The 22,724-nt window shown below is 51.3% G+C and carries 20 protein-coding genes and 1 other RNA gene; 8 read left to right on the forward strand and 13 right to left on the reverse strand.

All coding sequences use genetic code 11. The features are described from left to right. Positions 1 to 58 precede the first annotated feature (58 nt). Entirely contained in the window at positions 59 to 973 is a 915-nt protein-coding gene (locus PsAD37_RS23555) for a PhzF family phenazine biosynthesis protein (RefSeq protein WP_063298163.1), read from the forward strand. Positions 974 to 1,504: 531 nt separating this feature from the next. Next, on the forward strand, positions 1,505 to 3,061 hold the full coding sequence (locus tag PsAD37_RS23560; protein WP_063298164.1) for a 2-isopropylmalate synthase: 1,557 nt from the start codon (positions 1,505 to 1,507) through the stop codon (positions 3,059 to 3,061). A 60-nt stretch (positions 3,062 to 3,121) separates the two neighbouring features. On the opposite strand, the gene PsAD37_RS23565 is transcribed toward PsAD37_RS23560, so the two are convergent. Then, positions 3,122 to 3,658 carry a GNAT family N-acetyltransferase gene (locus tag PsAD37_RS23565; protein ID WP_208980682.1) on the reverse strand — a complete coding sequence of 179 codons (537 nt, stop codon included), beginning with the start codon at positions 3,656 to 3,658 and terminating at the stop codon, positions 3,122 to 3,124. Positions 3,659 to 4,267: 609 nt separating this feature from the next. Continuing rightward, positions 4,268 to 5,260, reverse strand: coding sequence for a tRNA (adenosine(37)-N6)-dimethylallyltransferase MiaA (gene miaA, locus PsAD37_RS23570; protein WP_342633598.1), 993 nt, complete (start codon positions 5,258 to 5,260; stop codon positions 4,268 to 4,270). On the opposite strand from miaA, the gene serB reads away from it, so the two are divergent. Further along, complete coding sequence (gene serB, locus PsAD37_RS23575) at positions 5,244 to 6,137, forward strand: phosphoserine phosphatase SerB (RefSeq protein ID WP_063298166.1); 894 nt, start codon at positions 5,244 to 5,246, stop codon at positions 6,135 to 6,137. The genes miaA and serB overlap by 17 nt on opposite strands. A 72-nt stretch (positions 6,138 to 6,209) precedes the next feature. Here the strand turns inward: serB and PsAD37_RS23580 are convergent, their stop codons facing one another. The 5 genes from PsAD37_RS23580 to PsAD37_RS23600 all read right to left on the reverse strand — a co-directional run bounded on the left by PsAD37_RS23580 (position 6,210) and on the right by PsAD37_RS23600 (position 10,931). Then, positions 6,210 to 7,694 carry a Do family serine endopeptidase gene (locus PsAD37_RS23580; protein WP_063298167.1) on the reverse strand — a complete coding sequence of 495 codons (1,485 nt, stop codon included), beginning with the start codon at positions 7,692 to 7,694 and terminating at the stop codon, positions 6,210 to 6,212. 172 nt (positions 7,695 to 7,866) lie between these two features. Beyond that, positions 7,867 to 8,061, reverse strand: a complete 195-nt coding sequence (locus PsAD37_RS23585) for a DUF2065 domain-containing protein (protein WP_057465757.1) — start codon at positions 8,059 to 8,061, stop codon at positions 7,867 to 7,869. Continuing rightward, positions 8,061 to 8,948, reverse strand: coding sequence for a protease modulator HflC (hflC, locus tag PsAD37_RS23590; protein ID WP_063298168.1), 888 nt, complete (start codon positions 8,946 to 8,948; stop codon positions 8,061 to 8,063). Before hflC ends, PsAD37_RS23585 begins: the two co-directional genes overlap by 1 nt. After that, positions 8,948 to 10,117, reverse strand: coding sequence for an FtsH protease activity modulator HflK (gene hflK, locus PsAD37_RS23595; protein ID WP_063298169.1), 1,170 nt, complete (start codon positions 10,115 to 10,117; stop codon positions 8,948 to 8,950). Before hflK ends, hflC begins: the two co-directional genes overlap by 1 nt. A 349-nt stretch (positions 10,118 to 10,466) precedes the next feature. Beyond that, positions 10,467 to 10,931, reverse strand: coding sequence for a GNAT family N-acetyltransferase (locus PsAD37_RS23600; protein ID WP_063298170.1), 465 nt, complete (start codon positions 10,929 to 10,931; stop codon positions 10,467 to 10,469). Positions 10,932 to 11,129: 198 nt separating this feature from the next. On the opposite strand from PsAD37_RS23600, the gene PsAD37_RS23605 reads away from it, so the two are divergent. Continuing rightward, a complete protein-coding gene (locus PsAD37_RS23605; protein WP_208992048.1) occupies positions 11,130 to 12,050 on the forward strand; it encodes a phytanoyl-CoA dioxygenase family protein in 921 nt (306 codons plus the stop codon). Between the two features lie 10 nt (positions 12,051 to 12,060). Here PsAD37_RS23605 and PsAD37_RS23610 read toward each other — a convergent pair whose 3' ends face one another. The 4 genes from PsAD37_RS23610 to PsAD37_RS23625 all read right to left on the reverse strand — a co-directional run bounded on the left by PsAD37_RS23610 (position 12,061) and on the right by PsAD37_RS23625 (position 14,928). After that, positions 12,061 to 12,582 carry a dihydrofolate reductase gene (locus tag PsAD37_RS23610; protein ID WP_057465752.1) on the reverse strand — a complete coding sequence of 174 codons (522 nt, stop codon included), beginning with the start codon at positions 12,580 to 12,582 and terminating at the stop codon, positions 12,061 to 12,063. Between the two features lie 89 nt (positions 12,583 to 12,671). Continuing rightward, positions 12,672 to 13,283: a histidine phosphatase family protein gene (locus PsAD37_RS23615; RefSeq protein ID WP_063298172.1), complete on the reverse strand. Its 612-nt coding sequence runs from the start codon at positions 13,281 to 13,283 to the stop codon at positions 12,672 to 12,674. Continuing rightward, positions 13,280 to 14,104 (reverse strand): 3-deoxy-manno-octulosonate cytidylyltransferase, encoded by an 825-nt coding sequence (locus PsAD37_RS23620; RefSeq protein WP_063298173.1) that lies wholly within the window; start codon positions 14,102 to 14,104, stop codon positions 13,280 to 13,282. The genes PsAD37_RS23615 and PsAD37_RS23620 overlap by 4 nt, the downstream gene beginning before the upstream one ends. Positions 14,105 to 14,133: 29 nt before the next feature. Next, complete coding sequence (locus PsAD37_RS23625; RefSeq protein ID WP_063298174.1) at positions 14,134 to 14,928, reverse strand: thymidylate synthase; 795 nt, start codon at positions 14,926 to 14,928, stop codon at positions 14,134 to 14,136. Between the two features lie 272 nt (positions 14,929 to 15,200). Between PsAD37_RS23625 and ssrA the strand changes: the two genes are divergently transcribed. The 4 genes from ssrA (at position 15,201) to PsAD37_RS23645 (ending at position 16,793) form a co-directional block, all read left to right on the forward strand. Then, positions 15,201 to 15,556: a transfer-messenger RNA gene (ssrA, locus tag PsAD37_RS23630) on the forward strand. 127 nt (positions 15,557 to 15,683) lie between these two features. Then, positions 15,684 to 16,295, forward strand: coding sequence for an SspB family protein (locus PsAD37_RS23635; protein WP_063298175.1), 612 nt, complete (start codon positions 15,684 to 15,686; stop codon positions 16,293 to 16,295). A 57-nt stretch (positions 16,296 to 16,352) separates the two neighbouring features. Then, positions 16,353 to 16,562: a DUF4169 family protein gene (locus PsAD37_RS23640; RefSeq protein ID WP_063298296.1), complete on the forward strand. Its 210-nt coding sequence runs from the start codon at positions 16,353 to 16,355 to the stop codon at positions 16,560 to 16,562. Positions 16,563 to 16,571: 9 nt separating this feature from the next. Then, positions 16,572 to 16,793 (forward strand): ribbon-helix-helix domain-containing protein, encoded by a 222-nt coding sequence (locus PsAD37_RS23645; protein ID WP_063289922.1) that lies wholly within the window; start codon positions 16,572 to 16,574, stop codon positions 16,791 to 16,793. Here the strand turns inward: PsAD37_RS23645 and PsAD37_RS23650 are convergent. Beyond that, positions 16,786 to 20,862, reverse strand: a complete 4,077-nt coding sequence (locus tag PsAD37_RS23650) for an AsmA-like C-terminal region-containing protein (RefSeq protein ID WP_063298176.1) — start codon at positions 20,860 to 20,862, stop codon at positions 16,786 to 16,788. The two genes, PsAD37_RS23645 and PsAD37_RS23650, sit on opposite strands and share 8 nt — an antisense overlap. Positions 20,863 to 21,034: 172 nt before the next feature. Then, complete coding sequence (locus PsAD37_RS23655; RefSeq protein WP_063298177.1) at positions 21,035 to 22,456, reverse strand: FAD-binding oxidoreductase; 1,422 nt, start codon at positions 22,454 to 22,456, stop codon at positions 21,035 to 21,037. Positions 22,457 to 22,724: the final 268 nt, after the last annotated feature.

A 22,724-nucleotide genomic window follows, 5' to 3' on the forward strand; every position in this document is an offset into this window, starting at 1 on the left:
GAGCCTGTGATGCAAAACCACAAGCTCAACACCAAACTGAGATAATTGGACTTTTAAAATGGCCAGACCTTATGCCCTGCTAGACGTTTTCACTGATAAAGCGCTGGCAGGTAATCCACTTGCAGTTGTGCTGGATGCAAAGGGATTGTCAGACGCTCAGATGCAGCAGATCGCCTGCGAATTTAACCTCTCCGAAACCGTCTTTGTTCTGCCACCAGACAATATCGCTCATAACGCTTCCATCCGCATCTTCACCCCGTCCATGGAACTGCCATTTGCAGGCCACCCAACCGTGGGAACCGCCGTTTTGATGGCAGAAAACCGCTTCGGCGCACCAGATAACGATATGGATGCATTGGTGCTGCTAGAGGAAAAAGTCGGACTAGTACGCTGTGCAGTTGCCTTGCAAAAAGACAAGGCCACCTCTGCCGAGTTTGATGTTCCAAGACTACCAAAGCCAGCTCAGAGGCTTGGCGAAAAAGATGTGATTGCTGCAGCACTGTCTTTGGAACCAAATGAAATCACATTCGAAAACCACAAGCCCAAAGCTTGGGAAGCCGGTTTGCCATTTGCGTTTGTTCCAGTCGCAGATATGGACGCGATCAACCGCATCCAGCCAGTTCATAAATACTGGGAAGAGGCATTCGGCACCATCGACCACAACAATGCCTTTGCGTACTGCCGCCAGACCATCCATGTAGACAGCGCATTCCACGCGCGCATGGTCTATCTGGAAAACGGCTTGCCACGAGAAGATGCAGCAACAGGGTCAGCAGTCGCAGCCTTTGCCGGGTCCATCGCAGAATTCGACCAGCCACTGGACGGCACACACAAGTACCTCATTGAGCAAGGCTTCAAGATGGGCCGCCCCTCGTCCATCTCACTGGAAATGGAGATGCGGTCTGGCGCCATTCACGCTCACCGCATTGGCGGACAGGCAGTTATCCTCGCTCGCGGCGAACTGCACCTCTGATCGATAACACCGGAGGAGAGCACTCCGCCTCCTCCACTTCTCCCGCATATTGGGACTGCTTTGTGAGCCAATTGAGATTATCTCAGCGTGAGCTGCATATACTTTTGAGTAATCAGAGCCCTGTTTTGAGTAAAATTCTTGCGTTTAATCCGCATATCCGCTAGGAAAATTACAGATTAGGCAAAAACGAGACTTACTCGGTAACGCTACAAGAAGATTTGGCTTGTAACTTCAAACAAGTTTCCGACACGTAAGTAGTTGGAAAACTTTGATTTCAAGCCATAGCGACGAAAAGGCAGCTGACAGATAATGATCGCGAACCGCGACAATCTGAATGAAAACAGCACCATGCGCCAGCATGGCGGCCTCTTCCTACGCGCGCTCCTTCTACTTAGATGCCCCTAGGCGTCGGCGGCCCCGTATCTGGGCGGGCACTTAGGGGATCACTCTTAAATATCTGAGAATGAAGAAAAATCCCCAGGCGCTATTCAGGACACGCAAGGTGTCGGGGCAAAGTTGAAGGCATTACCAATGACCGCATCCGCTAAAGACCAAGTAGTTATTTTCGACACCACTCTGCGCGACGGAGAACAATCTCCCGGCGCGTCCATGACCTTGGAAGAAAAGCTGCAAGTCGCTGAATTACTTGATACAATGGGCGTCAACATCATTGAAGCAGGCTTTCCAATTGCCTCTCAGGGTGACTTTGAAGCGGTCAGCGAAATCGCCAAACGCTCAAAAAACTCCGTAATCGCAGGCCTGGCCCGTGCAATCCCGGCGGATATTGACCGCGCTGGCGAAGCAATTAAGCAGGCAAATCAAGGCCGTATCCATACATTCGTCTCCACCTCTCCAATTCATCTGCAATTCCAGATGAACAAAACAGAAGAGCAGGTTCTGGAGATCATCACCAAAACGGTGAAACAGGCACGCAACCTGATCGATGACATCGAGTGGTCCGCAATGGACGCCACCCGAACCTCCATCGAGTACCTGAGCCGCTGTGTTGAAGCCGCCATCAACGCTGGTGCAACAACCATCAACCTGCCGGATACCGTTGGCTACGCAACGCCAGCTGAATATCAAGCCATGTTCGAGCAGGTCATCGTGAATGTTCCGAACTCTGATAAGGCAATATTCTCAGCGCATTGTCACAACGACTTGGGCTTAGCCGCAGCAAACTCTCTGGCTGGTGTCGCAGGCGGTGCACGTCAGATCGAATGTACCATCAACGGTCTGGGCGAGCGCGCTGGCAACGCCGCGCTGGAAGAAATCGTCATGGCCCTGCGTACACGAGGCGACGTACTTCCATATGAATGCACCATAGATCCAGCCTATCTGACCCGCGCATCTAAGCTGGTCTCTGCAGTATCCTCCTTCCCCGTCCAGTACAACAAGGCAATCGTCGGCAAAAACGCATTTGCCCACGAAAGTGGTATTCACCAGGACGGCATGTTAAAGCATGCAGAAACCTACGAAATCATGCGTCCGGAAGATGTTGGAGTTCGTGCAACCTCTTTGGTTATGGGCAAACACTCTGGTCGTCATGCGTTCAAAGACAAGCTATCTGAGCTGGGTTATGAGTTGGGCGACAACGCTTTGCAGGAAGCCTTCCGCCGCTTTAAGGACTTGGCAGATCGCAAGAAAAACGTTTACGACGAAGACATTGAAGCGCTGGTGGAAGACCAGATCACAATTGAAAGCGAGAACGTCAAGGTTATCGCTCTGACAGTGATTGCTGGTACTGGTGGACCTCAGAAAGCCATCCTGACCATGGACGTCAACGGCAAGCACGAAACTCGTGAAGCTACAGGCGACGGCCCGGTTGATGCCACCTTCAACGCGATCAAGGCAATTTGGCCGCATGACGCAAACATGTCCCTCTATCAGGTACATGCAGTGACAGAAGGCACCGATGCTCAAGCTGAAGTTTCCGTTCGTCTGGAAGACAACGGCAAGATCGCAACCGGTAAAGGTGCTGACACAGATACTCTGGTCGCCTCTGCCCGCGCCTACGTCTCTGCACTGAACAAACTGACAATCCGCCGTCAGCGTCAGGTCAACGTGGAAGACGCGATCACCGTTTAAGTCATTCAATTTTCATGGAAAGAGCGCGGGTCGAAAGCCCCGCGCTTTTTTTGTGCTAGTTCAGGCTGGAACAGCAAGCTTCTGACAGCTTGGGCTAAGCACCTGATAAAATTCGCATGGCAAACCATCAACCAGACGCGTCTCACGAAACTCAAAGCCTGCACGCTTCATGACTTTCTTGGAAGCATGATTTTCTGGATGGGCAAAGGCCAAAAGGTGAGAGTAATAGGTGTTCTCGAAGAACCACTCCACCAGCGCCTGCGCAATCTCACTGCCGAAGCGTTTGTTCCAGAAGTGCTCTAACAAAGTGTAGTCCATCTCGACTTCGGCGGTTTTCTCATAAAGAGAGAAACCAGCACGGCCAACGAACTCACCCTCATGCGTCGACAGATGCCATTGACTGAAACCCATCAGTTCCTGAGTCTCAATAAAGCTTGCCAACCGTTTTTTCACGATCGAAACATCCCAGGCCACATTAGTGGGCTGTAAGTAACGATTGACCTCTGGATTGCTATGAAGGCTTACAAGATCTGCCAGATCATCAGAGGTAAAAGGTCGTGCCCGCAGCCGTTTAGTTTCCAGGATTGGGAGTGTCACGCTTGATTCCTCCATTATAATCACACGCCAGCCAGCCAGAAAAACCAGCCACGTAAGACCAACAGCCTCAGGTCACATCTGGAGAGTCCTCCCTCAGATTACAACCGCCTTAATGCATGCAATATGCTTTTAAATACCGTCAAAATTCAAAGGCGAATGCTTGATGGCACTTCATTATGTCTAAAAAGCGTCAGAAGTCCTTCTTCATGCAATCCTTTGAAATTCAGTAGGATTTTCTCGAAGAAAGTATGCAGATAACATTTAATAAGGCAAAATTACGATCTTTAGATACCACAGATTTGCCGGATAACGCCAATTATGCGAGCCGCACAATGACTTAAGGTAAACCTAGTCTTATACAACTCATCACAATCACTTAAAATTAGTACTGGTCGGTGGAGTATACTCACACCGACCAGAGCTCTAAGGAGCCTCAGCTCCGCCGCAAATTAAATTTCTCGGAAAATAGTATGACTTGTTTGGCGGCCTCTGCCAAACGTGCGCCTCTCTTTAAAGAAACCGTAGAAAGATGTCACTCAGAAATTCATCAGTAAAACTATCTATCTGCCAATTTTAACAGGGATTTTCGCCAATCAATAAAAGCCAGCATTAAAATCCGTGGGAGAACGCAGTCTTCACAGTTTCAACAAAGGCTTCAATTTCGCTTGTCTTGAGCGGGTCAATATTCTGCCAGGTCGAAAGTTGTCCCCTGAAGAACGTGGATTGTCGCTTTGCATAGCGGCGCGTCTCAGTCTTAGCTTTCTCAACTGCCCAGTCCATGCTGGTGAGCCCCTGAACCGCTTCTGCAAGCTGCTTCACGCCAATCGCCTTCATCACTTGCAGGTTTGGATCAAGGCCCTTGGCCCAAAGCGCGCACGCTTCCTCAACCGCTCCCTGCTCCACCATCAAATCAAACCGGCGATGAATCCGATCATGCAGGACTTTGCGATCTGGCGACAACACCACTCTCACAGATTCATCGGTACTCAGCAAAGGAGTGCTACGCTCATTCTGCCAGACTGATAGAGACTTACCCGTCCCCTCAATAACCTCCAGAGCGCGTACAATGCGCTGCGTGTCTGATGGATGCAAACGGTCAGCCATAATCTGATCCCGCTCTCCCAGAGCGTTATGAAGCGCCCCTGCAGCTGCATCCTGTGAGAACACCCTCCAATGCTGCCGCACATCCTCAGGAATGTCGGGCATCAGGGATAGTCCCTCCAGCGCGGACCTGAAGTAAAGACCAGTCCCACCAACAACAACCAGCGGGCGACCTGATTGTCGGGCATCCGACAACAGTTCTTCAAACTCCGTCAGCCAGTTCATTACGCTGTAAGGTTGGTCACTGGGCACATGGCCGAACAAGTAGTGCGGTGCCTGCGATTCTTCTTCCACGCTTGGACGCGCGCTCAAAATGTGCAGATCAGAATAGATTTGCATGGAATCTGCATTAACAACCCACGCATTCAGCTCTTTTGCCAGTTGAATGGAAAGAGCTGTCTTGCCGCTGGCCGTCGGTCCGGCTATCAACACCGCAACAGGCCTTTTACCAGCGCCATTCACTTGCCCAGTCCGAGAGCTGCTTATGTCGTTTGTTGTCACGCTCATTTCCAATCCAGCCAAACCTGCTGTCACTGAGGATATCGTTGAGAAGGTCAGTGCCCTTCTTCCCGCTGCACCTCAGGTTAAGGTTCTCAACCCTCACATCGCTGTAGACCTGACGATTGAGGGTCACGCAGAACCTGAAGAACTCGAAAGCTCTATTCGCACAAACCTTGCAAATGCACCAGTTGATGTTTTCATTCAACCCCAGAATGGCCGCAGAAAGAAACTCCTGATCGCAGATATGGATTCCACCATGATCCAGCAGGAGTGCATTGATGAGCTTGCAGCGGAACTGGGTTTGAAAGAGAAAATCTCCGAGATCACCGAGAGCGCCATGCGCGGCGAAATTGAGTTTGAACCAGCTCTGCGACAGCGTGTTGCCCTGCTTAAAGGCCTGGGCACCGAAGTCATCGGCAAGACCATCGAAAATCGCATTACGTTGACACCTGGCGGACGAGAACTCGTGCAGACCATGAAAGCCAATGGCGGATATGCCGCACTGGTATCCGGTGGTTTCACCTCGTTCACGCAGAAGATTGCCGAGATCATCGGCTTCGATGAAAACAAGGCCAACATCCTTCTGGAAGCGAAATCCAAGCTCTCAGGTGAAGTTGCTGAACCGATCCTTGGCAAACAGGCGAAACTAGACCGCCTCAACGAACTCACTACGGAAAAGAGCATCGCATTGGAAGACGTCATTGCAGTGGGTGATGGCGCCAATGATCTGGCCATGATCTGCGCTGCTGGTCTGGGCGTTGCCTTCCACGCAAAGCCGAAAGTGGCTGCGGAAGCTCGCGCTAAGATCAACTACGGCGACCTGACAGCCCTGCTCTACATTCAAGGTTACAGCCACGACGAATTTGCAAAGACCTAAGTTTCCTTGCCTTCAAATAAAAAAGCCGCCTCCAATCTGGAAGCGGCTTTTTTCATGTCTGATCAAAACGAACTAGTCTTCGATACGAACTGCAACAAACCGCAGTTCCCCAGAACCGTTGGAAAGCAACAGCAACGCAGAGCGACGTTTATCAGCCTTAAGAGCTTCAACCATATCAACCACGTCTTTTGGCGCAGCAACAGGCTCCTGAGCCACCTCAACGATCACGTCACCAGCACGAACCCGTTTGTCTTCAGCAGAACTGCCTTCAGCAACGCGGGTAATCACAACGCCTTCGATTTCGTCTGACAGGGCAAAACGTTCACGCAAAGGTTCATCGATTTTGGCCAGAGACAATCCAAGCACAACGGTTTCATCCGCTTTGCTCTTTGGACTTTCCTGCTCTTCCTCAACCTTCTCAATTTCAGCCACCTCATCAAGACGCCCGAGGGTGACCTCAAGCTCGACTTCTTCACCACGGCGCAAAACCATGAGCGGAACAGTACTGCCAATCGTTGTCGTAGCAACCATGCGCGGCAGATCGCGCATTTCAGGGACACTCCGACCATCAAAGCTCAGAACAACATCACCTGGCATGATGTCAGCTTCCTGTGCAGGTCCACCCTCAGTTACACCAGCAATCAAAGCACCACGCGCACTTTCCATACCGAGACTCTCAGCGATCTCTTCAGTGACATGCTGAATACGCACACCAAGCCAGCCGCGACGGGTTTCACCAAACTCACGTAGCTGCGCAATCACACGGGTTGCAGTCTCTGCCGGAATGGCAAAGCCAATGCCAATAGATCCACCAGAAGGCGAGAAAATAACAGTATTGATCCCGACAACTTCACCATCCATGTTGAACAGTGGTCCACCCGAGTTGCCTCGGTTGATGGCAGCATCAGTCTGAATAAAATTGTCATAAGGACCGGAGTTGATATCGCGGTTCCGTGCAGAAACGATACCTGCTGTAACTGTACCACCAAGGCCGAACGGGTTACCGATCGCCATCACCCAGTCACCAACACGCAGCACTTCAGAACTGCCGAACTTCACAGAGTCCAAGGTTGACTGAGGCTCAACCTTCAAAACAGCAAGGTCCGTCTTCTCGTCAGATCCAAGCAACTGTGCTGACAGTTTGGTACCATCATTGAAGTTAACGGTAATCTCGTCCGCACCCTCAATCACATGGTTGTTGGTAACAATGATGCCCTTTTCACCGTCAATAACAAAGCCAGAACCGAGCGATTGAACACGCTGCGGGCTTTCACCTTCAGGTTCTTGCCCGTTGAAGAATTCTTCAAAAAATTCCTGAAAAGGAGATCCCTCAGGGACATCTGGCAGCTGAAGAGACCGTTTGGCTTTCACTCTTTGCGCGGTCGAAATGTTGACCACGGCATCACCAAGCTCTTCAGCAAGGTCTGCCAGAGATTCTGGGCCGCTTGCGCGAGCACTATCGAAGCTGCCGGTCACCGCCGCAACTCCAAGTACACTCGCAAAAACAATTGCCTTGATCGATCGTCCAAGCTCAAGGCGAGGGAAAACACCGGCCATAAGCCATCTCCTCAGATTATCAGATTATCAGGTGAACACAAACACTTCACCAGAACGCATACTGAAAACAAATATGCCCGCGCTTGGTTAATAAAGCGCGGGCAAAACTAACATTTATTTCTTAACTGCGTCAGGCTGAATTCTCGCAGTTGTATCATTGGCAAATCTGCGTCTAGCCACTAAGGGAACGCACCAACCATACAATCAACACACCCAGCCCCATCGCAGCAACACCACCAAGACGGAGAGACTGATCAGGAATTTCCTGAGCTTTCCGCATGAATTCCTTCAAATGGCCTGGGGCTAGAGCATAAACAACTCCCTCAACAACGAGGACAAGTCCCAGAGCCACAATAAAATCATTCATTACTGTGGTGCACCAACCGCCGGAGCACTCCGCGTTCCTGCCGGATCGTTGAAGAAGCGGAAGAAGTCAGAGTCAGGAGACAGCACAAGCGATGTGTCGCCTTTTTCCATAGCAGTTCTATAGGCCTGCATAGAGCGATAGAACTCAAAGAAACTCGGATCTTTACCATAGGCTTCTGCGAAGATCTGGTTGGCAGCGGCGTCACCATCACCACGGATGATTTCTGCATCACGCTCAGCTTCCGCGACAAGCACAGTCGCATCACGATCAGCACGTGACTTGATACGGCGAGACTGTTCCTCCCCCTCTGCACGGATTTCCGTTGCCTCACGTTGACGTTCTGTCTGCATGCGGCGGAAAACAGCTTGAGAGTTTGCTTCTGGAAGATCTGCACGGCGGATTTTTACATCAATCACTTCCATGCCAATCGCTTTTGCTCGTTTATCAACGTCTACTCTGATTTGCTCCATCAGATTGGAACGATCATCTCGCACGACCTGCTCCAGAGTTGCATTACCAAGAACACCACGCAAACTAGAATCCAAGAAAGTCGCCAAACGAGAGGCACCAGCCGGAATGTTGTTTACGGATTGATAGAAACGTACTGGATCAGAAATCCGATAGCGAGCAAACGCATCAACAAGCAGACGCTTTTTGTCTGCAAGGATCGGTTCAATCGGTGGCATATTCAGATCGAGAATACGCTTGTCGATAACCAGAACATTTTGCCAAGGTGCCTTGAACTTAAGGCCTGGAGTCGTTTGAATGCCACGCACCTCACCAAACTGCAAGACAAGTGCTTGTTGAGCAGGCGTCAGACTAAATGTGGACCAGTACAAAACCAGTGCAACAATAGCAATTACAATGCCAAGAAGACCACTTTTCATTAGTTGTTACCTCCAGCACGCTTGTTCAGCTGGTCAAGCGGCAGGTATGGCACAACACCATTCTGCTGGCCGTTGCCATCAATGATAATTTTCGAATTTTTACTCAAGACTTCTTCCATGGTCTCAAGATAGAGGCGTTGGCGAATAACGTCTGGTGACTTCGCATACTCCTCATAGATCTTTGTGAAACGCTGAGCCTGACCGTTTGCTTCTGCAACAGTTTTGTCCCGATAGCCCTGCGCTCTTTCAGACACGCGAGCTGCGCTACCACGAGCCTCAGGAACAATCTTATTCGCATACGCCTGCGCCTCGTTCTGCACGCGTTCTTGGTCAGCACGAGCTGCCTGAACATCGCGGAACGCTTCAATAACCTGCGCAGGCGGATCAACCTTCTGCATCTGAACGTTACTTATTTGGATACCGGCTTTATACCCGTCTAAGGTTTTCTGCATCAGCTCCTTCACAGCAACCTGGATCGGTGTACGACTTTCAGTCAGAATGGCGTCGATCTGAGAGCTGCCAACCACTTCGCGCATCGCGCTCTCAGCAACAGCCTTCACAGTGCCCTCCGGGTTCTGAATATTGAAGAGGAACTCCTGAACACCTGTTGGCGTATTCTGGATGACCCATTGAACCTTGAAATCCACATCAACAATGTTCTCGTCACCGGTCAGCATCAGGCTTTCTTCCGGTACATCTCTAGTGTTAACAGAGCTGCGACCCGAGAACTGTTGCAAGCCAATGGTGGTCTCGCGAACACCTTGTACGTTGGGAGTTTCAACAGTACCAATCGGATAAGGCCAGTTGTAATTCAGACCTGGGCCAGTCTGACCTACGACCTTTCCAAACACCATAGGAACGCCAACATAACCTTCATTAACACGATAAAGGCCCGTGGCCATCCAAATCAAAACAGCAACTAGGATGGCGAAGAGAACACCTTTAAAACCAAGGCCGCCTCCATCACCAGGAAGAACGGATTTCAGCTGATCCTGACCCCGTTTGAGGATTTCCTCAAAATCAGGTGGATTACCACCGCCACCGTTTCCGCCGCCACGCTGTGGGCCACCGCCGCCACCCCAAGGGCCACCACCGCCCTTGTTGCCGCCGGAGTTCCCCCAAGGGCCGCCGTTATTGCCGCCACCTCCGCTTTGATTGCTCCAAGGCATAGAGAGATCCCTTTACTAGGTATGCTGCCGGACAAACCGACAAATAGATGAGAGTTAGACTAAGCCAACTATTACTTGATTAGGGTTATAGGCAAGTTACCAGCGCCTTTCAACGAATGCAGATACGCCAAAAGGCTGCACTTTATGGAAAAACACCAAAACCCCACAGAAACCGGACATTATTGAAGAAGATAAGCCTTCTTTCGCACGTTTCAACCGACGTACAAGAGCCTACCTGCAAATTTCAGCTGTAAGAATTAGAGGCACAATCAGGCAAATTCTTGCTGTTTTGCTCAACAAAACGTAAACCAAGCCAACACACAGCGGAAACGTGCAGAGTTTCAAGCCCTCAGCTTTCAGGCGGCACCCTTAAACACATATCAATATGCGGAATACCATCGTCCAGATAGGTCTCCGAAGTGGCGTAGAAGCCAAGTCCGCCATAAAAGTCCTTCAGATAGTCCTGTGCCTGCAACTCCACGCGCGCATCATCATTGGTCGCTGCGCAGTAAGAAAGTGCGGCATTCATCAACTTACCGGCAATGCCCTGCCCGCGCGCATCCTTTGAGACCAACACACGGCTAATCTTGAACACATCGCCATCTTCGTGTTTCAGGAGGATTCGCAGCGCCCCGAGAATATGCCCGGCATCATTCATCACGAGAATGTGTTTACTGACAGGATCGAGCCCATCGATATCTGGATATGCGCACTGCTGTTCAACAATAAACACATCGCAACGTAACTTTAGCAAAGCATAGAGCTGTTCAACGCTGAACTCGTTGAAGTCTTTAAGCTCAAGAAACTGGGACATTCCACCTCAAAATTCCGCGGCTCACTCCCGAAAAGCAAGCCTTAAACCCTTATTTATCTTGGTGGTCAGCGTTCAAATTGCAAGTCAATTACTGCCAGAAACTAATCTTTAGGCAGATTTCACAAGCAGAAACAGAAGGAAAGACCCAAAGCACCAATCCCCTTAACCTCTCGTTAATGAAGAGCGGCGGGGATGCAGATGCGGGCAATAAAGCCAAAACACCTCATGAACAGCTTGCAGCGCAGGTTCCTGCCTTCGTCCTCCTATCAATCGGAGTGGGACGAAGAAACGATACCCAATTGGTTTCATAGCGATCTGACCGATCTTCATAGCCAGAAGATTGAAAAGCAGGCGAAACTGTATTCAACCCTGCCTCTCTCTTGCGCTCAGGCTTTGCAAACCCATGGCATCTGGATCAAACATGATGTGTTGCCGCGGGAGTTCTTTCGCAGGCTCAAGTTCGAAGCCTTTGACTATTTTGTCGGGCAGAGAGATCAGAATAAGCGGCTTCTCTCCAACTGGCATAACGCACAAAGCTTCACACTGCCGTTGAACTATACGCACCTTCTCAGGCAACCCTTTTTGCAATCTGCCATCACAGACGAGCTTATTCCGCCACCGCTACAGTTCGCAGCAGGCAGAAAAGCCAAGCCTGCGTACCATATCGAGGCAATGGCACAATGCACGCCGTCCTTCCGCTTTGAAACGGAAGGCAGCAACACACCACCTTTTGAAATTGAGCACGATGCATTCTCGCCCGGCGCAATTGCATTGCTTTTTCTGGAAAAAATCACACCAGAAGACGGCGCAATGTTTTACATCCCCGGCTCACATCGCATGACAGAACAGCGTATTTTCTGGGAGTACCAGCGCCATCTTGATTATACAGAGATGGAAGAAGAGGACGATGAGCCCATCACAGGGCTGAGTGATCTGCAAGAGCTGGATCTGCCACCTCTCCTGCCTTTAAAGGTAGAGGCCAACACACTGCTGATTATGGACCGCTCAGGTTTCCATGGCCGTTTGCCAAGCACCAACAACGCGCACAATGCTCATACAGCCCACCGCCTTGCTTTGCGCGCAGACCTCACAACAAAGTCTTCAACGCGCAACAACTAATCAGCCTGTATCAAAGCTTGCGGCGATAAATTTCCAGTGAGGAATCAGCAGAGTCCTTTTCCCCACGATCAAACGGCGTGCGTTCAGCAAGCTCCCATTCTCCCTCATAGATGTCCGGGAATTTCGTGTCACCGTCTGGCTGCGCATGAATACGGGTAATGTAGAGAGTGGAAGCCTTTGGCATCGCTTCTTTATAGATCTGCCCCCCACCCACAATCATAATCTCATCGACACCATCATTTTCAGCAATGTCATTTGCAAGCGTGAGCGCATCACCAAGGCTGCTGACCACTTCAACACCTTCATAAGCGTAGTTCGGATCACGCGTGATGACGACATTTTTGCGGTTTGGAAGAGGCTTGCCAAGCGTCGTGCAAATACTCTCAAAGGTCCGACGCCCCATGATCACGGGCTTACCTGTTGTCGTCTTGCGAAAGAACTTCAGATCGGTAGAAACAGACCATGGCATGTCATTGTTTGCGCCAATCACACCATTTTCAGCCACGGCTGAGATCATCGAAATTTGCTTCATCCTATCCTCAATCGGCAAGAGACAAGTCGTACTCAGTTGATGAGAGCATCAAGCTCCCATCTAAACCAGTTCAGGCAGCAGGAAAGAACCTACGGCCTCACATTCCAACTAAGCATTAACGGCTGGCCTTCGTCTGTAACATCGAACACACCATAGGCCGCTGTCTTCAGTTTCAAATCAGCACCAGCACCTTGATCAGCCAATGCTTTCAATGCAAAACGTGCAATCCCGTTACTGGTCACTACAAGAAGGGTCTTGCCTGGGAACTTCTTGGGAGCAGATGCAAAGAACTCCTGCCAGCGTCCAATCACAGCGTGCGGGTCAATGTGCCAGCCATTCGGCGGTACACCTTCTTCTTCCCATGCACGAAGAGCATCATCACCAATCCGGGCCAGAACCTCTTCTTCAGGTCTATTTTCATCCGGGCCGTAATCGATCTCCACCAAAAACGGCAGAACCTTCAGATCAACCTCTTCAGCCTGCGTTTTCAGTGCAATCTGCGCTGTTTGCTTGGTTCTCTGCAGCGGAGAGCAAAACGCCATATCGAAGCTCACACCCAGATCGGCAAAGTGCTCAGAGAGCTTCTCAGCCTGCCCCAGACCAGAAACACTGAGAGGCAAGTCTGTGCGGCCACCAACACGAGTGACAACATCGCCCTTATCAAAAGTGTTGCCGTGTCTGAGAATATAAACGCGCGTCAAAGGCCAGTCTCCAGATGATCAAACGGGTCACCAAATTTAGCAATCAATTGTGCAGCAAGCTCCGCATCGCTTGGCGTGTCCACACCAGACATGGAAAGTTTAGGCGGCTGCACTTCTTCCGCATGAACAACCATACCGTTTTCCAGAAAACGAAGCTGCTCAAGCCCTTCCATCTGCTCGTAATACCCAAGCCCAAGCTCATTGAAACGCTCAAGAGCATCAACGCGGTAGCCGTAAAGCCCGATATGGCGGAAGACGGGAGAAAGCTTGTCGGTCTCCCGCAGTTTGTCTTCTTTGCGAATAGCCGGAAGAATGTTCTTGGAGAACCACAGGGCCGTTCCATCATCCCTGCGCACACAAGTTGTGCCGGAGAACGGATGAGCCTTCTTGTGCTCACGGAGCTCGTCCAACCCATTCCAGTCCAACCGGATAACAGGCGTAAACACGTCCGCATCAGGGCGCATTGCAGCAGCCTGGATCAACGCAGAAACATGCTCAGGCGGTGTAAACGGCGCATCACCCTGCAGGTTCAAAACGAACTCGGGATGCGTGCCATGCACTCTGGAAGCAGCAAGCGCCCGATCCGTACCCGATGGATGCTCCGGATCAGTCATCACAAAGGGCGCACCAATATGTCGGCAATGCTCGGCAACCTCTTCATGGTCCACTGCGACCACATAGTCAGAACCAGTTTGTTTCGCAGCAACACGAGCAACCTGCACAACACGCTCCAGCAAGCTGCGGCCACTGATTGGGTGCAGCGGCTTGCGCGGGAAACGAGTTGATCCAATACGCGCCGGAACGCAAATAAGGGTTCGCATGGGAACTCCTTTTAAAAAACCAAAGACAACTAGACCGCAACAACACCTTTGATGTGTGGATGCGGGTCATAACCTTCCAAAGCAAAGTCCTCGTAGCAGAACCCGAAGATATCCTTCACTTCTGGATTGATACGCATAACAGGCAAGGCCCGCAGCTCTCTGGAAAACTGAAGCTCAGCCTGCTCCATATGATTTGAGTAAAGATGCGCATCACCAAGCGTATGAACAAAATCACCAGCTTCCAGATCGCAAACCTGCGCAATCATCAATGTCAGCAATGCATAAGAAGCGATGTTGAACGGAACACCCAGGAACACATCTGCCGAGCGTTGATAGAGTTGGCAGGAGAGCTTGCCGTTTGCCACGTAAAACTGGAACAGCGAATGACAAGGCGGCAGCGCCATGTCGTCAACAAGCGCGGGGTTCCAGGCAGAAACAATCAACCGGCGGCTATCCGGGTTTGTTTTGATCTGCTGCACCACATTGGCAATCTGGTCGATAGAACTACCATCAGGCTTAGGCCAGGAGCGCCACTGGTAACCATAAACAGGCCCCAGGTCGCCATTCTCATCTGCCCACTCATCCCAAATGCGCACCTTATTGTCTTTAAGGTACTTGATGTTGGTATCACCCGCCAAAAACCAGAGCAGCTCATAAATGATAGATCTCAGGTGTAATTTCTTGGTCGTAACAACCGGAAAGCCCTTGGACAGATCAAACCGCATCTGATGACCAAATACAGACTTGGTGCCTGTCCCAGTGCGATCTTCCTTGACCACACCTTCATCCATGATACGGCGCATCAGCTCTAGATATTGCTGCACGAAGGATCATCTCCTGTTTTGCGATTCGAGTCGCGCACAGTATAGCCAATCTACCGAAAATCGCCTCTGTGCCATCTTGCATACGGGGTCTTACCCCAAGCTTCCGTCGATAAAAAGACCGGGAAAATAGCTTGAGTGCTTCCGCCTTAGTCAAATCCCAGCAAAAGCGTCATTTACAAATCTTCAACACCACCACTTGTTCAAATTGGCCTGTGAATATGCCGCTTTGTCAACAGGTTCTCTTAGCCCTGCGACAGTAACCGATAGCTTTTGCCCTTCCATTTGCCAGTGCGTGCACCTATATTCCCCCTGCCAGTTCGCTGGCTACGGCAATAAATTGCGAGCGCAATAAACCATTCGGACCCGGGGGCGGTACCCGGCGCCTCCACCAAAGCCCGTTGTACTCCAGCGGTCTTCGGGGGGGCGAAACAGGATCGACGAGGGCGTAAAGGCTTTGTTTTTGCTCGGCATGGTACCACCGTTATCGGACCAAAATGATAGTTGCAAATGACAACTACGCTATGGACAACGCTGTAGCTGCGTAATGCAGTTCCGGTAGTCCACTAAGTCCCGTTGGTTAGCACCTTCAGGCGGGGTTCGGAGGCACCTGGCAACAGAAGCCTCCACTTTAGTGTTAAAAGGCTCTTTCCTTATTCTATGCCTATTCAAGGTATAGAAATAAAAGACAGGCCTTTTTGTCGCCTCTACGCTATAGTTAGGCCGAATAAGAACGCAAAGGATGAGCGGTGCCGGACATGGCTGAAGATTTAATCCGCTATGACATCATCATTCAGGACGCGTTGAGAAACGCAGTCCGAAAGATATTGGTTGAGGTCAACCGGGCAGGACTTCCCGGAGAGCACCATTTTTACATTGCCTTTGAAACCACGGCCCCTGGCGTCAAGATTTCAAACCGCTTAAGGGAACGTTACCCGAAAGAAATGACGATCGTGCTGCAGCACCAGTTCTGGGACCTGCAGATCACTGAGCACGCTTTCGAGGTTGGTTTGTCCTTTGGTGGTGTTCCGGAGCATTTGTATGTTCCGTTCTCTGCAATCAAGGGTTTCTTCGACCCGTCTGTCCAGTTTGCTCTTGAGTTTGAGCCTGGCAAGACCGGTGAAGAACTGCCTGCAGAATTCCGCATTGCAGAACGTGATCTGGACTCTGTAGAAGAGTTCCATGCGCGTCTGGAATCGGCTGTCGAACAGGACGAAAAAGAAGAAGCTAACGCAGCAGCTTCCGAAACAGAAGAGACAGCTTCAGACTCTGAGGAAGAGAAAGAGAAAACCGACTCTGACGAGACTTCCAAGGATGATAACGGAAGTGCGCAGGTTGTTTCTCTGGATGCTTTCCGCAAGAAGAGCTGATCCGTCCGATCAAGATAAGAGCGGTCGGCTCATCAACGTCATGTAATGGGTGATTGTATGAGCGCGACCGTTGTTAACCTGCGTCAGGCCCGCAAACAAAAGGCCAGAGACAGCAAAGCCCAGTCCGCTGCGGAAAACCGCCGGAAGTTCGGGCGCTCAAAAGCCGAAAAGTCTCAAGAAAATGCAGAATCAGACCTGCAGACAAAACGCTTTGAAGGTCACAAGTTGGCCTCTGTCTCTTCTTCATCACCAGCAGATAAAGAGTGAGGCTTTCATATGAGCCTCAAGAAACGTTCCATCACCCTACACGGACATAGAACCAGCATCACGCTGGAGCCGGAGTTCTGGTCTGGGCTGGAAGACTTTGCGCGAAGTCAGGGTAAAAATATTACCGCGACCATCGCTTCAATTGATGATGAGCGAAACCCGGAAAACAATCTCTCAAGCTGCATCCGCGTCGCCGTGCTCAAACACTTTCAGACCCAACTGGTCAGTTAACCTGCAGCAGGCGACCACCTGGCAGCTCAATGAATTTAGGCGCTCCCCGCTCATCAGTCTGCAAATCAGGCAGAGGTCCACGCAAGACCTGGTTGTCATTGCCTGCTTCAAGCACGCCAAGATTTTTCGGGGCACCTGACTGGATGATAGGCCCAAGCAGGTCAACCTCTCCCGCTGGCACCGTCGCCTCGTTCACGCCACCAATGGTCACCGGAGCTTCCAATGCAGGTAGACTGGATTTCGCGCGCGGTTTCGGTGGGTCAACGATTGCAACAGAGGGGCTAACGGGCTTTTTTGCAGTGGCGTCTCCGTCAAGAACTGACCGAATACGCGCACTAAAGTCCTGTACAGTGCTCTTGTTGCTCTCAGCATCGGCCTTAGCTTGCGCTTCAGCCGCAGCTTTGGCCTCCGCAGCAGCTTTCGCCTCTGCTGCTTTCTGAGCTTCCTCAGCCCGCTTAACAGCCTCAACCGCTTTCGCCTTGCGCGCTTCTTCCTCAGCAGCCAAGCGGGCAGCAAGGGCTTTCGCCTCTTTGTCTGCCTGCGCCTGTCGCTTACGCTCAGCAGCGGTGGCAGCTTCGGCTTGCCGAGCCTTTTCCGCGTCCTCAGCAGCCTTCGCTTTTTGGGCGGCTTCCTCTTCCCGCTTTTTCTTCAGTTCATCAAGCATGCGCTCTTGCTCAGCAATCTTGCGCTGCTCTTCCTCAATGCGTTTCACATTCAGTTCAATCGCACGAAGATTGAGGTAGGAGAGCAAAGGCCCCGTATCCAGCTTGCGCACCGGGTTTTCCAGCGGACCAGCATACAAGATAGCGACCTGAGGCTCAGCACCCGCAACCTTTTGCGCCTCATCACGGGTCTTCATGGAAACATCGCCCGTCAGCGCCCACTTCTCCAGATCAACAAGCGCAGAGCCAAACAGCGTGGTCCCGGCAGTATCAACGGAGATGTTACGCGCCCGGATCCGCCCACTGGCAATGCCCAGGGACCCATCAACCCGGTTGAACGATATAGAGCCCGCATCCAGATGGTCCGCAAAGGTGTTTTGAATAGCAGCCTCATCCAGCTCAAGACCCGCATCAGCTGCCTTGATCACAAGGTCAAAGGCCGCTGGGTTGATCCGGCGAATTACACCATCAGTAACGCTGAAAGTACCACCACCTGAAAGACCAGCCACAAGACCGGAGATTGTGCGTCCGCTTCCTTCAAACTCAGCAATCGCCTGCAACTTACCTGTTGCTAAAGCGCGACCTTCATCAGTCCAGGCCAGCTCTTCAAAGTCAACATCATCCAACCGGAACCTGCCAGAAAGGCTCGCTTGTCCCTGATCCCGCCGCAAATCAAAGGCACCAGAGAACTCACCTCCTGCAAACCGGCCAGTCCCTTCATTGATAGACAGCCGATCCGAACGTAGCCGAAGCTGACCACTTGCGGCGTCCAGTCGGAACTCATCACTGAACAAAGCACGATCACTCTTCACATCAAGTGTCAGATCCACACCATCAGCAAGGCCTTGCCCAAGCGCCTGCGAGGACCACACAGAATCTTCCTGAAGCACACCGGCCCAAACATTGGCTCCCAGCAGCAGCTCACTCAAACTGCGCATATCAAGCTCAGACAATTCCAGCTTGCCGGAGGCTTCTAAAGGTCCACCCTTCTTCAAAGTACCTTCAAGATCACCAGACAGATCCATATTAGCCAGCTGGCCTTTCAGATCTGAGAGTTTGAAGTCCCGCCCGCGTCCTTCAAACTGACCACTCAGGTTTGCTTTGAGAGGACCGGAGTAAATTGGATAAATCTTGCCAAATGCCAGTCCATAATCCGCCAGATCATCAGACTGCAACGCAACCTTGGCAGACCAGACAGCAGCAGACCGGTTCGGAACCCGTACGGTCCCATCGGAGAGAATCTTCAACCCAACAAGATCACTGGAAAAACCAAAGGCCAGTTGATCGCGCGGACTGCCAGACAAGGAAAGACGAACCTCTCCCGGTTGCAGTTGCGTGATTGGGATAGCTTCAAACCCAAGCTGTCGAAGCACTTTGACGCCATCTTTGCCACCAAGCGTCATTTCCGCATAAAGGTCACCTTCTGCGAAGTCATCAATGCGGCCTTCAAAGGTACCATTCAAATCCAGATCACTGACGCCAACCTCACCAAAAAGGTTCAAGGACATATCCGTCCGCCCCTTCTCAGCATAGGCAGAAAGCTCAGCTTTAAGGCTAGCGGGTGCAAGATCCGGAGCAGCTGTTTTCAGACGCTCAATCAACGGATGGTCAGGTGCATATTCTTCCAAAACAGCAACCGCTCCAGTCAGAGACGATGCTGTCAGCGTGCCTTTGATATTCCCCTGTGGTGTCGTGCTCAGGTCATCAATGCGGCCCTTCATATCAATGTAAGCACCAGCAAAATCACGAATTTTCAGCTGCTCGATTGAAAGCGCATCCCGGCTCAGGCTCGCACTCACGGCCATGCTTTTTGCTTTCACGCCACTGGCAACAAGCTCATCTGCGTAAAGCCGTATGGACATATCAACCGCACTGGGTTTGATCTTCTTACCCGTAAACGCTTCCACATAACGCTGGATTTCATCCAGATTGACCCGGTCACTATCCATATCAACAGTGATCAACGGGCTGCGATCAAGCGGATGCTCAAATGAAATCAAGCCAACACTGCGCACATCTCCAGCATCTATCCGCAAATCAGGCAGTCGCAGAGCACCGGAACCAGCTTCAACACGACCTCTCAACGCAACAGGAGACAGACGTTTGGAAGCATCCTTCCGCTCTCCCAGCCACCAATGCCCCAGCTGATGTGGCTGACGAGAAGAAATCTCCCAGTCACCCTGATAGCCAGCAGAGCCACGCAGCTCCAGGTAACCACTGGTCTTGAAGAGGCTACGACCCGGCAACTCACCAGAGAGCTCATCAATCTTCCAGCCAGTGCCTGTCGATTCAAGTAAGGCACTCAGATTGGAAACAACAGAACCACCCGCCACTACAACAGGCACGGTCAGATCCATATTGCCTTTCACATCCAGCAGGGGCAGAGACTGCAAGCCGCCAGCCAGTCGCGTAAGAACGGCATCAGTTGGAACCAGCGGACGCTGTGGCCCACCACCAATCATCCGGTCCAGATCAACCTGTTTAAACTGAGCAACAGCCTGAAATTCTGGCTCTGGACCAAAACTATAAATACCGCCACCTTCAGCGGTAATCGGGCGATCTTCTGAGCCAAGACGCAAAGTACTCTCAGTCAGTTCCAGCCGCTCACCGTCCAGATTAAACTTACTCTTCCCGGCCCATTCCAGCGCATCAGAGCCTTCACTGACAACAGATTGAACCTCGGCATCTCCGTAATAGGAGACCACACCGTTTTGGTGTGTCAGGAAACCATCCGTTGAGAATTGAGCCGCAACATTTGCAGGAGACACCTGCGTCTTAACTCGGATCTGACCATTGCGTTCAACACGGCCACTACCAATTTTCAGCGTGTAAGGCACGCCTTCATAAAGCATTGCGCCTTCCGCTTTGAAAGGCCCCTGCAATCCGCCAGCATAAAGTTCAAGGTTCGCATTGCCTGCGCGGCGCACTTCACCAGTCCGCGCATCAGTCAACACGACAGACCCATTTTGAACGCTCACCCCCTCCAGAATAAGCGAGGTCGGGTCGATTTCAGAAATAACGGAACGGCGGGAGTTGGTTTGCAAAACATCAAGACGGCCATCCTCATCAAGAGAAAGGTTAAGCTCCGGCTCGTTGAGTTTCATCTCAGTAACGTGCACTTCTCCGCGCAAAAGCGAAGGCAATTCAATACGGCCTTCAAATCCTTTGATCGTCATCAACGGATCTTCGACAGCACCAACACGAACGTCAGAGAGTTTCACGTAGGGAGCAGGCAGCAGTTGGACATCGGTCTCACCGAGGATCGTCACCTGATGCCCCAGAACTTTCTCACCATAGCTTTCAAACAGGGAACGATAAGCTGACCAATCGATGACCAAAGGGCCAACAAGCGCGATGACCAGCGCCAAGATCAAAGTCCCACCGACGGTGATGTAAACCGAATTCAACGTTAAGCTCCTTTACCCACTTCGAACCTCACGCCTTGCCGCGCTGTCCGCCTATGAGCTGCATGCAAACACTTGTTTGTCTATGTGAATTACAGCAGGAACAAGACGACAGCAACGACTTAAGGCAATGTTTCCGAACGGATCGAAGCAAGTGCGTATTTATGGCACTTCTTTACTCGGTATCTAAGGCAACAATCTTACCGGGGTTCATAATATTCAGCGGGTCAAGACTACGCTTGATTGCAGCCATCACAGCCACCCCTGCACCATGTTCCTTAGGCAGATACTTCATCTTGCCCTGCCCCACACCATGCTCACCAGTACAGGTTCCACCCAGCTCAATCGCACGATAGTTCAGCCGTTCAACAAACGCCTCAGACTTGGCAATGTCCTCAGGGTCAGTCAGGTCCGTCAGCACAAGCACATGAAAGTTGCCATCACCAACATGGCCAACTATCGGACCAATCAGGCCATTTCCCTCGATATCATCGTGTGTAGCCGTCACACAGTCAGCTAGACGAGAGATAGGCACACAGACATCTGTCGACAATCCGGTTCGCTCAGGTGCCAGTCCAAGGCCAGCCCAATAAGCGTCATGCCGCGCGGCCCAAAGCTTATTGCGCTCTTCAGGATCGGTCGCCCATTCAAATTTTTTCAAAGAGTTTTCAGCCGCAATCTCACCAAACCGCTCAGCCTGTTCTCTCACACCAGCCTCAGAGCCGTGGAATTCCACAAGCAGCAACGGTGATTCTGGCAAATCCAGCTTTGAATAGGCATTGACGGATTGGACGGTCAGTGTGTCCAACAGCTCCATACGGGCAACGGGAATGCCATACTGCACCGCCTCGATAACCGTGTTGCAGCAATCCGCAATGCTATCGAAAGAGGCAATTCCACCTGAAATTGCTTCAGGTATGCCCTTCAGCTTCAACGTAATCTCAGTGATCACCCCAAGCGTGCCTTCTGAGCCAACCATCAAACGCGTCAGATCATATCCTGCAGACGATTTCTTGGCACGGCTTCCAGTCTTCACAATAGACCCGTCAGGCATGACAACTGTCAGCGCCAGAACCATATCCTTCATCGTCCCATACAGCACTGCATTGGTGCCAGAAGCCCGCGTCGCCGCCATGCCGCCAATGGTGGCATCAGCGCCCGGATCAATCGGGAAAAACAAGCCAGTATCGCGCAAATAAGCATTGAGCTGCTTGCGTGTCACACCCGGCTGAACCACACAGTCCAAATCCTCGGCATGAACTGAAACAACCTCATTCATTTGAGAGAGGTCCAGCGAGATACCGCCGCCCGGTGCATTCAGATGCCCTTCGAGAGAAGAACCACTGCCAAACGGAATGATCGGCACATGCAGGTCAGCACAAAGCTTTACGATTTCAGAGACTTCCTCGGTCGACTGCGCAAAGACAACAGCATCCGGCGGTTGGTTTGGTAGCCATGATGTCGTATGCCCGTGCTGCTCCCGCAAGCTCATGGATGTCTGGCAGCGATCGCCAAACTTCTCACTCAAGAGCGCAATCGCTTTGTCGATCCCCTCGGCATTACGTGTAACATTCAGCTGCATCCCCGTCAGAGACATGGCAGACCTCCCTTATATTCCAGATACTTCCCCCCGGAAGCACACTTCCAAGCATATAGTCGAAACTTCGAGACACGCCTCGGCATTTATTGGAATTATAGTATTCTGCATGACCAGCATAATTGAGCTTTTGGCAAGGCTGAACCCACCTTGACGTTGCGGCCTCTTGAGGTTCCTTAAGTGTTTCTCAGTGCTTATCGAAAATAATGATCCGAAATCCGAAGATCAGAGCATATCCTGATTAGCGTTTGCTGGGGAATCTCGTTAA

The organism is Pseudovibrio sp. Ad37, assembly GCF_001623075.1.
Taxonomy (GTDB): Bacteria; Pseudomonadota; Alphaproteobacteria; order Rhizobiales; family Stappiaceae; genus Pseudovibrio.